The 15,909-nt window shown below is 58.7% G+C and carries 9 protein-coding genes and 3 pseudogenes; 10 read left to right on the plus strand and 2 right to left on the minus strand.

What is annotated here, in order from left to right:
* The 5 genes and pseudogenes from BraRD5C2_RS18970 to BraRD5C2_RS18990 all read left to right on the plus strand — a co-directional run.
* Nucleotides 1–733: pseudogene (locus tag BraRD5C2_RS18970) on the plus strand (hypothetical protein); the annotation flags it as partial.
* Between the two features lie 675 nt (nt 734–1,408).
* The gene (tnpA, locus tag BraRD5C2_RS18975; protein ID WP_223970375.1) at nt 1,409–1,867 is read left to right on the plus strand and encodes an IS66-like element accessory protein TnpA; all 459 of its coding nucleotides are present in this window, start codon (nt 1,409–1,411) and stop codon (nt 1,865–1,867) included.
* A pseudogene (gene tnpB, locus BraRD5C2_RS18980) lies at nt 1,864–2,219 on the plus strand (IS66 family insertion sequence element accessory protein TnpB). Before tnpA ends, tnpB begins: the two are co-directional and overlap by 4 nt.
* A gap of 122 nt (nt 2,220–2,341) precedes the next feature.
* Entirely contained in the window at nt 2,342–3,820 is a 1,479-nt protein-coding gene (tnpC, locus tag BraRD5C2_RS18985) for an IS66 family transposase (protein ID WP_223970377.1), read from the plus strand.
* A gap of 576 nt (nt 3,821–4,396) precedes the next feature.
* Nucleotides 4,397–5,452, plus strand: coding sequence for a hypothetical protein (locus BraRD5C2_RS18990; RefSeq protein WP_223970379.1), 1,056 nt, complete (start codon nt 4,397–4,399; stop codon nt 5,450–5,452).
* 1,270 nt (nt 5,453–6,722) lie between these two features.
* Here the strand turns inward: BraRD5C2_RS18990 and BraRD5C2_RS18995 are convergent.
* On the minus strand, nt 6,723–7,802 hold the full coding sequence (locus BraRD5C2_RS18995) for an autotransporter outer membrane beta-barrel domain-containing protein (RefSeq protein WP_223970381.1): 1,080 nt from the start codon (nt 7,800–7,802) through the stop codon (nt 6,723–6,725).
* 280 nt (nt 7,803–8,082) lie between these two features.
* Between BraRD5C2_RS18995 and BraRD5C2_RS19000 the strand changes: the two genes are divergently transcribed.
* Together BraRD5C2_RS19000 and BraRD5C2_RS19005 are read left to right on the plus strand one after the other, a co-directional pair.
* Nucleotides 8,083–9,183 carry a helix-turn-helix transcriptional regulator gene (locus BraRD5C2_RS19000; RefSeq protein ID WP_223970382.1) on the plus strand — a complete coding sequence of 367 codons (1,101 nt, stop codon included), beginning with the start codon at nt 8,083–8,085 and terminating at the stop codon, nt 9,181–9,183.
* Nucleotides 9,184–10,433: 1,250 nt separating this feature from the next.
* Nucleotides 10,434–11,360, plus strand: coding sequence for a hypothetical protein (locus BraRD5C2_RS19005; protein WP_223970384.1), 927 nt, complete (start codon nt 10,434–10,436; stop codon nt 11,358–11,360).
* A gap of 410 nt (nt 11,361–11,770) precedes the next feature.
* Here BraRD5C2_RS19005 and BraRD5C2_RS19010 read toward each other — a convergent pair whose 3' ends face one another.
* Nucleotides 11,771–11,983, minus strand: coding sequence for a hypothetical protein (locus BraRD5C2_RS19010; RefSeq protein ID WP_223970386.1), 213 nt, complete (start codon nt 11,981–11,983; stop codon nt 11,771–11,773).
* Between the two features lie 461 nt (nt 11,984–12,444).
* Between BraRD5C2_RS19010 and BraRD5C2_RS19015 the strand changes: the two genes are divergently transcribed.
* The 3 genes and pseudogenes from BraRD5C2_RS19015 (at nt 12,445) to BraRD5C2_RS39525 (ending at nt 15,890) form a co-directional block, all read left to right on the plus strand.
* Complete coding sequence (locus BraRD5C2_RS19015; RefSeq protein WP_223970388.1) at nt 12,445–12,714, plus strand: hypothetical protein; 270 nt, start codon at nt 12,445–12,447, stop codon at nt 12,712–12,714.
* A gap of 920 nt (nt 12,715–13,634) precedes the next feature.
* Nucleotides 13,635–13,795: pseudogene (locus tag BraRD5C2_RS19020) on the plus strand (SOS response-associated peptidase); the annotation flags it as partial.
* 1,507 nt (nt 13,796–15,302) lie between these two features.
* On the plus strand, nt 15,303–15,890 hold the full coding sequence (locus BraRD5C2_RS39525; protein ID WP_308444437.1) for a response regulator: 588 nt from the start codon (nt 15,303–15,305) through the stop codon (nt 15,888–15,890).
* The last annotated feature ends 19 nt before the right edge of the window (nt 15,891–15,909 follow it).

Genomic DNA, 15,909 nt, shown 5'->3' on the forward strand with positions numbered 1-15,909 from the left:
TGGTTCGGGTTCGGATGATGTTTGGGTTCAGGCGTTCGATGGTATGGCATGGAGTGCTTGGAAGGAGTTTCATGTCAACGCGCCGGTCGATCATGCGCCGGTCGTCGCTGCGTCAGATTTCGACGCATCGCACGATGCCAATATTGCCATCTCAAGCCTTTTTTCGGTGAATGATCTCGACGGCGATGCGATCATAAAATATCAGCTCTGGGATTCTACGAGCGACCCAGCAAGTGGAAATTGGACCGTGGGAGGTGTAGCCCAGGGGGCCGATCAAGCCATCGATGTGTCAATGGCGCAATTAGGCATCACAGCATTCCAGAGCCGCTCGGGCACGGATGACTTATGGATGCGAGCGAGCGATGGCCTGCTTTGGAGCAATTGGAAGGAGTTCCACGTCAATGCTCCCGTCGACAATGCGCCCGTTGTAACCGGCGGCAATTTTGTGGCTTCGCCAGGTCAGAGTATTTCTGCCTCCCCACTCTTCTTGGTCAACGACGCGGACGGCGACAGTATCACGAAATACCAGTTCTGGGATTCCACGACGGAAGCCACAAGCGGGCATTGGAGCGTGGACGGCATCGTTCAAGGCGCAAATGCAACTATCGACGTTAGCGCATCGCGGCTTGCAAGCACTGTATTTCAGGGCGGCACGGTTTCCGACGATCTCTGGGTCCGTGCCAGCGACGGCACGCAATGGAGCCAATGGCACGAATTTCATTGGATTGTCTAACCGAGCCACGGGCTTCGTCGAACGTTTAGCGTCGTTCGAACCGCGGATAGCCGGCGTTTGCTCAAACCTTGCGAACACGTTTGAAGGGACCGGTGTTCGACGCGCGCGACTTCGACCGCTTTCGGGTCCGCCACCGTGACACCGGCAGCTGCGCGTGCTCGTCCCATACTCGAATTCTCCGCAACCTTGCCCTTTAGGGCACTGCGCAATTCGTCTACTTGGAACTCGCCAAATCGGCCTCAGATACTTATTTTCCGGGCATGCCAATATTCGAATTCTACCTCTCAACGGTCGAGAAGACCGTACCGGCTGGCCCGGGGTGGTTGCACGAGATCAATACAACGGCTACCGCCTGCGCCTCGAGCGCGAGGGTAATCGCGTGCGGCGGATCACCAAGGGCGGCCACGACTGGTCCCAGCGCTTCCCCTGAATGGCCGGTGAGTTCGGATTTGAGGGCTTAGTGTCGAAACGATCAGACCATCCCTATCGTGGCGGCCGATGCCTCCACTGGATCGAGTCAAGAACCGGAGTCATCCGGCCATGTCGCGGAGTTTCGAATGAACGAATTGGTCTCGGGCGGCCTCAAGGTAGTCGGTAAGCGCTGTTCAGCGGCCACCTTCCGGCTGACGGGGTGATCTGCGAGTCTGCAGTTCGGTTTGGACCGTTAGGCTTAGAATGGACACAGTGCATAGTGCTATCACGGAGCCGGTGCGGCGGCTTGAGGTCTTCACCGGAGCCGGCCGTCGGCGGAAGTGGAGCGATGAGGACAAGGCGCGGATCGTTGCGGAGATCGTGGCGAGCGGCGACTCGGTCTGTTCGGTAGCCCGACGGCATGGATTGTCGCCGCAGCAGTTGTTTGGCTGGCGACGTCAGTTGCGAGAGGCAGCAGGCGGTCATTCCGAAATAGAAGAAGTACAGTTTGTGCCGGCGGTGGTGGATGCCGCGGTACCGGCGCCCGCTGTTGGCCGGGAGCGCAAAGCGGTGCGCTGCAAGGCCAAGGAGAATACCCGGGCTCGCCATTGCGATGCCGGGGTCATCGAGATCGAAGTCGACGGCATCACGATCCGGGCCGGTCGTGGTGCAGACCCGACGATGGTTGCGTCGATCGTCCAGGCGCTGAAGGCGAGCCGGTGATTGGTCCGTCGGGGGCGGTCCGGGTGATGGTGGCGACCAAACCGGTGGACTTCCGCGAGGGGATGGAAGGGCTCGCGACCTGGCGCGTGAGAGCATGCGGGCAGACCCATTCTCGGGAGCTGTCTATGTGTTCCGGGGCAAGAGGGCGGATCGGATCAAGCTGGTGTTCTGGGACGGAACGGGTCTGTGCCTGTTCGCCAAGAGGCTCGAGGATGGGATCTTCCGTTGGCCGAAGATCGAGGACGGCGTGATGCGTCTGTCGGCGGCGCAATTGTCGGCGCTGCTGGAAGGGCTCGACTGGCGGCTTGTGCATGAGGCGCGGGAGACGTCGACGCCAACGCAAGCCGGATAGCTGTTGGCGGCGCTGCGGCGAAGTGAATCAGGAGAGTCGGACGCGTCGCCAGATGGCGGCGAATATGCTCTGAATTGGGTGTGAGCGACGCCCTGCCTGACGATCCCGAGACGCTGAAAGCGATGCTGCTTGCCGAGCGATGCGAGAGCGAACGGCTGCGTCAGATCATCAAGGAATTGCAGCGACATCGGTTTGGCCGGCGGGCAGAGACGCTGCCTGAAGATCAGATGCTGCTGGGTCTTGAAGACGTCGAGCAGGTCGCCGCATACAACGAGACGGCACAGGACGTGAGCGCACCTGAAGGCCGTGAGGCGCGGGCCCGCAAGCGCCGCCGCAATCGCGGTGCCTTGCCGAGGCACCTGCCCCGGATCGAGGTCGTCGTCGACATCGAGGACAAGACCTGTCCCTGCTGCCAAGGCGAGTTACACCGGATCGGCGAGGGTAGAAGCGAGCGGCTGGACCTGGTCCCGGCGCAGTTCCGGATCCTCGTGACCCGGCGTCCCAAATACGCCTGCCGGGCTTGCGAGGACGGCGTCAGGCAGGCGCCGGCTCCCATTAGGCTGATCGAGGGCGGCCTGCCGACCGAGGCCACCGTCGCCCAGGTCCTGGTCTCCAAATATGCCGATCACCTGCCGCTCTACCGGCAGGCGCAGATTTACGCCCGCCAGGGCATTGAGCTCGATCGTTCGACGCTGGCGGACTGGGTAGGACAAGCTGCCTTCCACCTGCGTCCGCTGCATGACCGTCTCCTCGGCAAGCTCAGGCAACGGCCGAAGCTGTTCGCCGACGAGACGACGATGCCGGTGCTCGATCCTGGCCGCGGTCGCACGAAGACCGGTCAGCTCTGGGCCTATGCAGCGGACGACCGGCCGTGGGGCGGTGCCGATCCGCCGGGCCTTGCCTATGTCTATGCCCCCGATCGCAAAGCCGATCGGCCGATCGCCCATCTCGCAGGCTTCAAGGGGATCCTGCAGGTCGATGGCTATGCCGGCTATGGCAAGCTCGCCGAGCGTGGCGACGTCCAACTTGCATTCTGCTGGTCGCACATGCGACGTAACTTCTACGAACTTGCCACACCCGGTCCCGCGCCCATTGCGAGCGAGGCGCTCAAGCACATCGCCGAGTTCTACGCCATCGAAAAGGACATCCGTGGCCGCGGCGCCGAGGAGCGCCGTCTCGCTCGGCAGGAGAAAATCCGGCCGTTGGCGGAAGCCTTCGAGCGATGGCTCCGCGCAAAGCTCGCGTTGATCAGCCAAAAGGGCAAGTTGGCCGACGCTATCCGTTATGCGCTCTCACGCTGGGAGGGCCTGACGCGCTTCATCGATGATGGCCGTATCGAGCTCGACAACAACGCCGTCGGGCGCTCGATCCGCCCGATCACGCTGAATCGGAAAAATGCACTGTTCGCAGGCTCCGACGGCGGCGCCCAGCATTGGGCCATCATCGCCTCCTTGATCGAAACCTGTAAGCTGAACGACGTCGACCCGCTCGCCTACCTGACCGACGTCCTCACCAGGATCGTCAACGGCCATCCAAACAGCGACATCGATCAGCTGCTTCCGTGGGCCTATTGCCGTCAAGACCTCAAAGCTGTGGCCTGAGAACGACGCTTACGGTAGTCGCGCCTCATGCGATGATTATTGTAGGCTTCGTGCTTGCGTTGGTCAGCCTGATAGTTAGGTCGCGGCAAAAGCGATTTGAGGCGGAGCAAGAGGAAGAGGAAGAGGAAGCGCCCCGATCCCGGGCGCAGATGTTTGCTTTCCACTGAACGAAGTAAAAGTCCCGACGCCGGTCAGAAGGGATCCTGCGCCCAGACTTAGACGCCGGTCGAATTAGCCTTCTATCCGTTCGACTGCGAGGAGCAGCACCGGTGGGCGAAGAAGCTTCGCACCTGGGAGAAACAATACGCGCCCTTCCCCCACCGCCACGGCGCTCGGGTCACGCGGTTGAATAATTGAATGCTTGCGCTTGCGGAGGTCAGAACGATGTCCAAACGCAGCGCGAACGAACGGCGTTTTACTAGCCGCTATTTACGGGCGGTAGCCTCTATCGCGAACTCCGGCACCCCGGTTGCGATACCTATCATGTCGCGCTCGACGTCGTCCGTGCATCCGAAAGCAACACCGATTCAAAGGTTTCGATTTCGAGCATTGCCCGATTAATGGCCGGGTATTCTGATGCGACTGGCCACCTCCGCAGCCCTGCTTGCCGCCGCAGAAGCTGCATTCGAGGCAGCTCTACTCGCAGCTGACGAAGCCGCGTTCGACGCGGCCCTGCTCGCAGCTGACGAAGCCGCATTCGAGGCGGCCCTCGTCGCAGCTGAGGAAGCTGCATTCGACGCAGCCCTGCTCGCAGCTGAGGAAGCTGCGTTCGACGCGGCCCTCGTCGCAGCCGACGAAGCCGCCCGGTTCGCGGCCGATGATGCAGCTGACGAAGCCGCCCTGTTAGCTGCAGACGAGGCTGCCCTATTAACAGCAGACGAGACCGCTGATGATCCCGCTCTGTTTGCGGCAGGAGAGGCCGTTGAGGACACGGCTCCGTTAGCAACTGAGGTCGTTGACGGCAGCGCCCCAGCGGTCGCAGGTATCTTTGGGGAGGTCGTGGTAGCTGCGGCCCTGCTTGTCGAGCCTACCGATTTGGCGCTGGTGGTACCCTCGGATCGCGCCGCTTTAGGCGAATTAGCGTCCTTGGTAACATTCTTGTTTTCCGGAGAGCTTGTCGTCACTTCCGCGTTGCTCGTCGGGGTCACCGACGTCGGCTGCATTCCTCCTGAGTTAACGGTATTGTTAGGCTTAGAGAGCGTTGGCTTAGCATTAGTTGGCTCTTTAACCGTCTTCTTGCCCTCTGCGGGGCTTGTAGCCTCCGTCGATTTCTTTGCTTGGTCGGAACTGCTCCCATTGCCCCCCGGTAATCGCGCTTTTGAGTCATCACGAACCGCACAACCCGGTTGGTTGCAGTTGATGCCACCACCGCCACCGCCACTGCTGCCACTACCCGAGCCGCTGTTGCTAGAAGGTGGGAGGAAGCCAACATTTCCGTGGCCGGGTGCGGGATTTGACCCTGAGTTGCCGCCGGAACCGCCGCCTCTTACAGCCTCTCGAGTTACGCAAGTCTGGCCTGCAGGACAGGGCGGAGGCCCACCACTGTTATTACCTGAATTACTCGAAGGCGCATTGTTGGATGCCCCTGAGGAAGTGCCTCCTCCGGTACCTGAACCAGGTTGCCCTACATAGTCACCGGCGTGACGGGGATCGGGTCGTGGCGGCGGGGGGGGAGAGCCATCACACTGGGACTGACATAACCACCCCCCGGGGCCAACACGGGTAATATAGCCCTCACTGTTCACGGTTGCGATGCCGGGCATCCAGACCCAGTTGGGTCCCGTCGGACGCAGATTGGGCAGTTCATCGTAATATTTAGGCGCCGTCTGGACAGGCTTCAAAGCATCAATGGCGATATCTAGAGCCTTCAACGGTAGCGGCTTTTCGATGTCGGTCGCGTGCTCGATGATTTTGTCTACAATCTCCTGCGCTCCCTTCTTGCCGATATCCGCGCCAACGTTCTTCGGGTCCCAAGGATCTTCAGGAAGTTCTGGCTTTTCGCCACTGAATTCCTCCTTGGAAGATGACGGCGCATTGCTGAGCGTTGGACCGGGGGGGGTAGAGTTGAGCAGGTCCTTTGCCGAAGGCTCTGGCAGGTTCAATGTGGGACCAGTCGGAAAGTCGTTAGGATTTCTGAACCTAACAGGCGGTCCGGGAGCGGCATTGCCACTGGGCCCTGTCGTGCCGCTAACAGATGAGACACCGGCTCCCGCATTAGATTGAGGCACGCTCGTCGGTCCGCTGGCGCCGCCTGGTGGGACCGCAATTGGCATCTCCGCGCTTCCCGTGCTCGAAGCGTTCGATGGCCCAATTTGATTTGTGACCGTCGAAGGGATCCTCAGACCTTGCGCTTTAGAAGGTAGGGTCAGAAGACACAAGCACAAAGCCGCGCAAACCGGTGAAGCTAACTCGCTGGTCAAAACCAATGTGGTTTTAAAATTGATGGCAAAGCGGGACAAAATGCGCATCGCGCCCTCCTCCCGAGATAAAGCTTAAAAGGCAACCTTATCACCTTTTAGGGAACTCCATCAAAAAGATTTGTCGGGGTTAATACCTGAGTGGTTCGACTGGCGGTCGTCACTTTTTCAGCAGTACGGGCTGGAGGCATAGGACCATCAATTATTTCGCATCTGCGAACCGGCTCTCTTCTCGAGATCGAGACCCGCAAGAGACGTTACTGCCGTGAAGTCCCAGCCCTAGCGATGATGATGCCTGACGCGGTCAGGACTTAAGCTGCCGATGTCGGAATCAAAATCGGATGCCTTAACCAGCTTGGCTACGCGCCAATGAGTGGCGTTCTCTACGACAGACGAACCCGAGCCGCTATCCATCAAGTGTCTCCGAAAAAAAGGCCCCGCCATGAGGCGGGGCACAAGCGAACTTGAAGACTTTATGTTGTCTTCTAGAATGTCCACCGAAGTCCCGCGGTCGTCCCATAAGCGGTCAACCCAGAAATCCCGCTGCCGTGAGCTTCAATGAAGCTGGAGAAGGTCGGCGTCCAAAGGACATTCAGCTTGCCGGATGCGCGACCGCCCACCTGACCTGTCGCGATGCCGCTTCCGGTGGCCACCGGCTGAGCCACACCACCCACCAACACTGTGCTGATGCCGCTTTGCGCAACGATCGAGAAGGCTTCGAGCTTGAGCGACGGCTGAACACGCGTTCCGTTCCAAGTGGTCTCGGTGCCGAAACGAGCACCACCGTGCACCTCAGTGCTGTCGCCTGTCTGGCTACCAAAACTGGCGGTGAACGTTTGAGTATAGGCGGCGCCGACAGTCGGCTCGATAAACCAGCCATCGGCAAGGTCGAATTTGTACTGGACGTTTGGCGCGTAGCTCACGCCGGTACTGTCGGTGTTGGTGACGATGCCCGCGGCCGCCAGGCGCGAGGTTGTCCACGTTCCGTCGACCGTGAAATCAATCGAGAAGCCGCCGTTGGTGTAAGCGATCGTTCCAGCACCAACACCCGTGTCTGAACTGGTCCCAGGTGCGTTGCTCCAGACGCCACCACCCGTGAAGATCACGGTGAGAGCGTCGTACTGGCTGGAAATTCCGATCTTGGTGATATCGATTGCACCCGTGACACCGTAGGTGCTCGTGGTGATACCGGCCGACCGGCTCCAATCTGCCGATCCGGTCAAGTTGACACCATAGAGCCATGTAGGCAATGCCGGCGCTGGAGGCGGAGCCTTGGTATAGATGGGGGCCTTTGCATAACCGAGCGCCGCGAACGGATCGTTGCCTTGATAAGCCGGTTCATCCTCGCCGTTGAACTGCAGTCGCCCTGGTGTCGAGATGGACAGCCGTCTGCTCTGGATCTGATCACGCACGTTCTGCAGGACGTTTTGGATCACATTCTGAATAACGCGGTCAGCGACGGAATCTGCTTTTGCAGGGCCGGTGACGACAAGGAGCGCCGGAATCGACGCGGGCAGCAATGCAACTTTTGCGCACTTAAAACCTTTGATTGCTTTGAAATTCATCTTCTCGTCCCCTAATAACCCGCCTGGCTCCCCGCGAGCCCTGACTTAGTGGACCGCGCCCGCATGAACCACGTTCAACGCTAGTGAGGACCAAATCTACCGTCTTCACCCGTTTGAGGTACGTTTCCCGCCCGATTGGCAAATTTAACCAGCCGATGCAAAAATATCACAGAGTTTCCCGTGTTTCTCCGTAGTTACACTGGCCTGAATCCACTGGACAACCCTGCGTAGACCGCGACACTTTGTCATTGCGAATTGCGGGCCGGCCATGGAGGGACACATGCCGCTCGGAAATCTCGATTTGATCGCCGAGAGTTTTATCGAGGCGGCGACTGACCCGTCGAAATGGGAAGATGCCCTGGATGTCGTGACAACCGTGACGGAGAGTTGCGGCGCATTGCTGCTACCTATCAGCGGAAGAATGCTCCAGTCGGTCCCTCACACTGATTCAGTGTCTAGCTCATTCGAGGCTTACGTTCGTGGCGGCTGGTTTGACCGCGACGAACGCCATCGCGGTCTCGACCTTATGAAGCGTCGCGGCGTCGTCGACGACCTCGATGTCCACTCGATCGATGTGATCAAAAGACACCCCTACTACCAGGAATTCCTCGCCCCGCACGGACTTCGATGGTTCGCCGGAATCTCGATCCAATGCGGCAAGGACCATTGGTGTCTTTCGATCCAACGCACCATCACGCAAGGTCCTTTCTCAGAAGCGGACAAAAGCCAGTTGGCCCCCTTATCGACACGACTTTCAGGAACGGCAGCCATCGCAGGCGCACTCGGCGATGCAACGGCCGCCGGCGCGCTCGAAGCATTCGAAATGAGCGGACGCGGAGCCGCGCTGATCAATCGCGAAGGCCGATTTTTCAAGCTTAACCAGATCGCTGAAAAACTCCTTCGAGAGGATCTTTGGCTCGTTAAAGGGCGGCTCGCAGCGACCGACACCACGTCGATCGCCACGCTTGAAAGAGCGGTAGGAGAGCTGATTAACAGCAGGGGAGCCGCCTCTCGGCCGCCGATCGCATTTTCCCGCAAGGGGCGCCATCCACTTCTCGCCTACCCGACGCGGCTCGCCAGCATGGCGCGTAACGCTCTCGCCGACTGCCAGGCCATGATCATCTTCGTGGACACCGAAGAGATCCGGGGCCCACCTGCTTCTACTTTGCAAACTGCATTTCGCCTCACCGAGGCCGAAGCCCGCCTGGCCGCACAACTCGCCTGCGGCGACTCCCTCGAGACAGCAGCAGATCTCTTGGACATCGCCAAGGAGACCTCGCGGAGCCAGCTCAAAAGCATTTTTTCGAAGACGGGCGCTCATCGGCAGGCCGAGTTGGTGGCGATGCTTTCCACCCTCCTCCGCGCCGACGACGGTCTTTAATCCCAACCTCATTGCCGCAGCTTGTTACCCCAAACGGGTCAAGACTACCGGTCGACTTAGACCTAGAATTTCCGCATTCTCGGCGCTCGCGCGCCTCTCATTGATTTCGGAGATTTGCGATGGGCGTATCCAGAGCGGCTCTCGGCCTCGTAATTCTGTCATTTGTCACGCCGGCCCGAGCTGTCGAAATTCCGAAGCCCGTTATCAATATTCCGAGACCGAACATTCCGCGCCCAAATGTGGTCGTGCCGAAGCCTAACGTCACAGTCAATGTCCCAAGGCCGACGGTCAATGTCCCAAGACCCACCGTCGTCGCGCCGAAGCCAACGGTGACTGTTGCCGTCCCTCACATACCGCGGCCAAACATTACCGCACCTCAAGTGCCAAGGCCTGGGCTACACACGCGCCCCGTCATCACTACAACCCTTTCGAAACCCGGGCTAAACGAGGTTGCGCCAGTGCCTCGCGCGGCTCTTCCTTCTCCGAAGATCGAAACGCCAAAGGCAGCGGTTTTCACTCCGAAGGCCGATTCACGATCCCGTCGGGTTGACCTGCCGAAACCAACGACTGACGCTCCAAAGACGGGGATCCTACTTGGCAGTACCTCACCCAAAACGACCGACGCGTCTCCTCGCCCAATCACGTCAACCGAGCAGTTGAACGCACTCCCGCCGCCCGGCCCGGCGCCGATTTCCGGCGCTCGTCAGGCAAAGACAAACCCGGCATCCACGCCGGCCGCGAACGGCACGACCCCCGCGGCGGCCGCAGTTACCCAAACGAAGCCCACCTCAGAACCACTAAAGAAGGTAAGCGGACAGCTACCGGAAGCGCTCTCTGAGCGAAATCAATCCACTCTGAAGAATTCCGGTTCCTCAATGCAGCCGGCAGGGACCGCGGTCGTTGAAGGAAATTATGGATCGCCTACACAAACATCGCACCCGACGCAGCCACAGAGCCTCAACGGCGGCACGATTGCAGCGCCGAAGAATCCGTCGGCCACGACCGTGCTTGATGGTGGTGCCCTTGCAAAAGGCGGTGTAGGCCAAGGTCAGTGTCCGGCATGCAAACCGGACCAAGTCTACAATAACCTTTCCGGAACTTGTCCGACTTGCCTCTACAAGTTCAACGTCAACGCGCCAGGATGTTCTACGTCTGGCGCCGCATGTTGGATACCTGTATCCGCTCCAACCACGGCCGTTACACCTAACATCACCCCACAAGCGACTAATCAACAACCGCCGACTTCAACCGTGCCTTCCCAGTATTCCATCGGCGGCGGAAAATCTGACTACGATGCCACCATCTACGTGGATCGCGTCGGTGATCATTCTGCCTCGGTCTATTCCAGCAATCCTGCAGACGCCGCGAGGAATTCTCTGCCGACCGGCAATCCATCGGGAGTTGCCAACTCCGGTCAGCATAGCGCAGACAATGCTCAGACCGCAGGCTCACGCAACGCCGCCCAACAGCTACCGCAGCAAGGGCTGGTGCAGCTTCCCGATGGGCAGATGGCAACGGTGAGACAGAATTCGGATGGAAGCACATCGTTCCAGAAAGCTGATGGCTCCGTCCTGACAGTCGACAAGAGTGGAAATCTCACCGGCGACACATCGAGCTCAAACGTCGGTCTGTCCTCGAGGTCTCGGAGCGATCCCTCGTCCTCAACGGTTTCCAGCACTCCCCCTACGCAGGCCGCCGAACTTGCTCCGCAAACGAACGCCAATGTCGCCACCTCGAACAGCATCTCACAACCAGCTGTCCCGACCAGTGTAGCCGGGACCAATGGCGGCTGCCTGCCTAATCCCTGCAACGAGAGAGGCAATCTCCAAGATTCGCCGCGCGCTCCGGTCGTTGATTCCAACGGAAATCGCGTGACCGATCCGAATGGAACAGCTCAATCCGGTTACGCAATCACAATCACCGAAGGGACGCAGGTTCCGAATCGGAACGGCAGCGTCGACACCTATACGCAAGAGGGAGGGAAGTGGTACCGGACCAACAATTTCACCGATCAAAAGCAGCAAGTCGGTTTTGCAGGCACGGTGAACCAGACTAACTCGAACGGGACCGGTCAGTACGTGTATGAGATCGACGGAAACGGGATGACCGTCCCTAACAGCCAACAATGGTTGCCGAATCAAGGTTTCTCGAAGGTTGGTCAGACACCGACCCAATAACTACAGCGGTCGATAGGGCGCGAGCGAGCCTCGCTCGCGTATTTATCTTCCGCACACGCCAACCAGACCGAGACGCTGCCCCGACCGGTCCTCCACAGCCCGAGCCCAGCTCGAAGTGATGCGCAATAACCAGCTTGACCGGGAGCAGAATCGCCAACGCTTACTTTCGCTCTTGCATCCCTAGCGGAAGGAAAATTGAGATGACGCCCCAAGGACGCTGTGACATGCCCTGGATTATCGGCCGCCGTTTTGTCTTTTGTCTCAGTGATTGAAGCGTTGTCTTCAGACGGATGTTTCTCGGAAGCAAAACTATGCCAGGAGAGACAGCACTAAAAATGGCGACAGATACGGCGTGGACCATCTATCGCGCGACGCATCATGGAATCAACGAATTGGATCGTCGCCGGTGCCTACGCGGCCAAACTACCTCGTGCCGAGACGGTCTTCTTAAGACCCGGTTCGATGGCAAGAACGTGCAGCACACCGGCGATGCTGTTTCCGATCACTTGGCCGGAGCCTTCTGGCTTTGTCATGATCGAGGCGATGACACGCGGAACGCCGGTCATTGCGTCGAGCGCTGGGACTTCTGGGTGAATGAAACGACGACTTGGATCGTGCACCACCAACGTTCCCAATATGGTGGGGCTCAAATCGTTCCTGTGGACGGCTTTGATTTGGCGCGCGACGGACTACAGGAGAGGACGCGGACGAATTCACCCTCCGCTATCTGGAGCCGTTGAAGCGCAGATACCGGATACTGCCGCGAACGAGGCAGTGCGGGAGAACACCACGGGGGCATCGGACAACGAGTGGCACGCTGGTAGCGCTTAGCCATTTCAAGATAGTCGTCCGCACTCATGAACAGTTATGCATTGGCAGAGGACAACGTTCCTGCACAATGAAATGGCGAGTGGCCTATTTCTGAATGCTCATCGTCCAACGGATGGTTTGTAATGCGGGACGAGCTCGCACGCGGCGTCAGCGGATGGCGCGGCGATGGGGCAGGCGTCCTTGTTCGGCGAGCCCTTGGAACAACTCGGAACCCTTCTGGTTTGCCACTCGGCCAGCAATCGGAGGAATACACATGAGAATTGCAAAAGTGATTTTGGCTGCGGCGTTTCTCTTTGGATCGATTGCAGCCGCGTCCGCCCAAGGTGGCGGCGGTGGTGGAGGCGGCGGCGGCGGAGGCAACTCGCCAGCGCAGAAGAGCGGTCAGGGTGCTTCAAGCAGCCCGTCGTCGGCAAATCCCGGCGCGACGGCCAATGACACTGCCGAAAAGGGCGGCATGAAAAGCGGAATGGGAATGAAGAGCAGTTCTCACAAACGCCATAAGCGCCACAAGCGAACAATTTAGTGATCCTTATCGGCAGAATTTGGCTCCGGCTCATTTTGAGCCGGGGCCTTGCATTCGTGTTGGGGCAATACGTACGCGTCAGCGCGATCGATCCGATAGCCCTGGTGCGGGCATACAACGACCGCGCCCTCATCGACCGGGGTGTATTTTGCAGGCCGGTATTGCGACGCAACTTATTCGTCCACTCAACAGCGCGGATTTCCGTCTGCGGTTGTGCCTCAGACGGCGAAGCCGGGATATGTTCGCAGCAGGCGTTCATGCCCCGTTGCGAGTGCACACACGGTCACCCCCGATGCCGCGATCTCAATGCATCGATCGCGTGAGCGACAATCACGCCAACGCTCAAAATGAGAAGTAGTGCAATCAGTGAGTCAAACATAATCCGCACAGAAAAACGAGCCGTCGGCGATCAGTCAAAGGGATTTCCTCGGCATCAATACATCGCTCGACAGCTGATGTGTTGTTGCAACAGGTAGGCCGCCAGCCAACTGGCAGGGGAGGATAGGGCGGCGTGTCGAAGAAATGTCGAACCCGTGGAAGCAATATTCGAAGGCCGCGCAGTCAACAAAGCACTCGACGACAAAGCGGAAAAGCCGCATGTTTGAGCAATGTGCGAGCAGACCAAAACTCAACCGGAGAGAAGTGCAGCTAGCAAGATCAATATCTTGCCGATCACCGCTCCCAGCCCCGGCGGAAAGGAAACTCTATGAAGAAACCCGCCACTAAGAAGGGCTTCACAAAGAAGGACCAGGAAGCAGTTAGCGCGATAATCCCGAACGGACCAGGGCCGACTTTGCAAAGGCCGAGCCCTTTGCGGCGGTGTTCCCCCAAGATGCGCGGTCTAAGTCCGAACGATCGGATCAAGACGGTGGGAGTCTGACAAGGCCCCCGACGACAAATCTTGAAGCGCCGGCCGCGCAATGTGCAACCCACATAGCATCACCACCAACCAAGCTGCGATCCTAAATCTCTTTAAGGTCGTCAACCGGTACGTCGGCAGGCGCGCGCGCCCTGGCGCCCGTGCCAGGCGGTATTTCCTGATTACCCTGCTCCCGTCATTCGTAATGCCGGTGACCAGCGCGGCATTCGTGCCGGTGCAGGACGGCAGCATTGAAAAGATTAACCGTCCGATGATCGATGAGGCAAGGCGACACCGGCAGAATATTGGGCCGGCCTGCAGCATGCGTCGGCCAAAGCTGGCTCGAGTACCACGAGAGCGGGACGTTTGTGCGAATGAAACAGGCCGGAAAGACCTGTTCGCTTGACAAGAAACGGCCCCAACGGGTCTTAACACCTAAGCAAACCACTTCGCTGTCGTTCCGCCTTTGTCAGTTCGCCGAAGCGCGCGAGCTTGTGACAACGCGGAGCCTCGAACTACCGCGATAGCGTGGTCTTGTGGCAGTAATGCCACTGCTTCCCTGCGTCGAGTGTTGGAGTATCTATTCCGACTTGCATCGACTCCGAATCCAGAGTGCGATCTGGATTACCAATCTCGACTGACGCGGGACTGGCCATATGGCCCCAGCAATTGCCCCCGGGCCTCCAAGGGTTGCTGGGGCCATTCTGATTATTGATAATAAAATTCGTTCTTCGGCGTGACACTGTGCGAGACGAACCAACTTTCGAATTTAAGTTTCCGGGGTTTTGGCGCGTTGTGCTTTCGCTTGGCCTAACGGCAGCCGTCGTATCCGGCGCGTATTTTGCTATCCGCTTCATCATCGGACATTGAAGCCCGGTGAAAAAGCACCAGCGCCCCTACCCGGCGCTGGTGCTGTAGTTCCGCAAGCGTTGTAGCGTCGCCGCTGCGTGCTCAGAGTTTCCTCAAACTGACCTGCGCAGGACAATGCGCCATTGGTCGAGTGGCGGCTATGGATCGACCTGCTTCACCGGCGCTTTACACCCTGAATAGTGCGACCGAACTGTCCGCTTGTGTGCCACTCACCCTTACTCGGGCAGGCGCTGTATGCGTCAGCACATTGAAGGGCGTCCATCCCTGCTTTTCGGCTGCGGCCTCGCAATAAGCATCGAAAAAAGCCCGGTGGCCGGCCACCGAGCTTCCACAGTTTCCTTTGCTGCAGCTCTAACTCAGCGAATGCTTCATAGCCCGGAATCAACTGTGCGTTGAATCACCCACTATAGTACTATAGTAAAGAGCGCCACCCGCAACGGAACTCGCTGGCCGGCTAAAACTCGCCGACCTTCCGGACTGGGATGGATTGGTCGGACATCTCGGTGCACCTCAAGTGCTCCCTATGCGGCAAGGTCGGACTGGGTCGACAGCCATCGACTGCGCGAAAGGGCGTTTCTGGCTAAGACCCGCGGCGTTCAATCCGAGCTTATGCTGGAGCTAGCAAGTTTCTTGCTCGTCTGCGCTCCTCGGTGCGGGTTGGAAGGCGCAAACCAAGCCTGCGGGCCCGGTCGTAAACGGACTCGATCGGGCGCCTCAGTGCCACGGCAATGCGGGTAGCACTCGCTCCCGCAGCGATCATAGCTTTCAGCCGTTCGATTTCTTCGTCCGTCCACTTTCGATAGCGCATCTCGTTTTAATCGTTCGTGGACAGGCGCGTTCCCCACCGATGCTCTCTTCTATGAAATTAGCCTATGTGAATCAGCATGGTAATATTGCCACGTTATCGCAGCGTCGCGACAAGAGACACCCGTTCTCGCTTGTCTCATTTACGGATTCAGTATGCGATCAGATTGACCAATCTCGACTGAACCCCAGCAATCGCCCCTGGGCCTTCAAGGGTTGCTGGGGCCGCTCACAAGGCCAGATTTTTGCTCGCTCTAAACCAGGCACTCCAGTGACGGCACCAGCGACCTACTCTGTCTTCGTGGTCGAAGACGAGCCGATGATCAGGATGCTGATCGTGGAAATGCTAGAGGAGCTCGGTCATACCGTCGCAGCCGAAGCCGCTCACTTCGAACAAGCGCTTGATCTGGCAGTCAGTAGTCAGTTCAACTTTGCGATCCTAGATATAAACCTCGCCGGCAGATCAAGTTTACCGGTGGCGGAGGTCATCAAGGCACGCAAGCTCCCCTTCATCTTGTCAACCGGCTACGGCGCGAACGGCATTCCGCCAGACTTTGCCGGTTTTCCTGCTATCGAGAAGCCTTTCACCATTGAAGCACTAGGTCGGAAGATCAACGAACTTATGAAGGGAACGTTATCTTAGCCGATGCCCACTAGACGCT

Origin of the sequence: Bradyrhizobium sp. RD5-C2, from assembly GCF_019972155.1 — a bacterium.
In the GTDB taxonomy this organism is placed as follows: domain Bacteria; phylum Pseudomonadota; class Alphaproteobacteria; order Rhizobiales; family Xanthobacteraceae; genus Bradyrhizobium.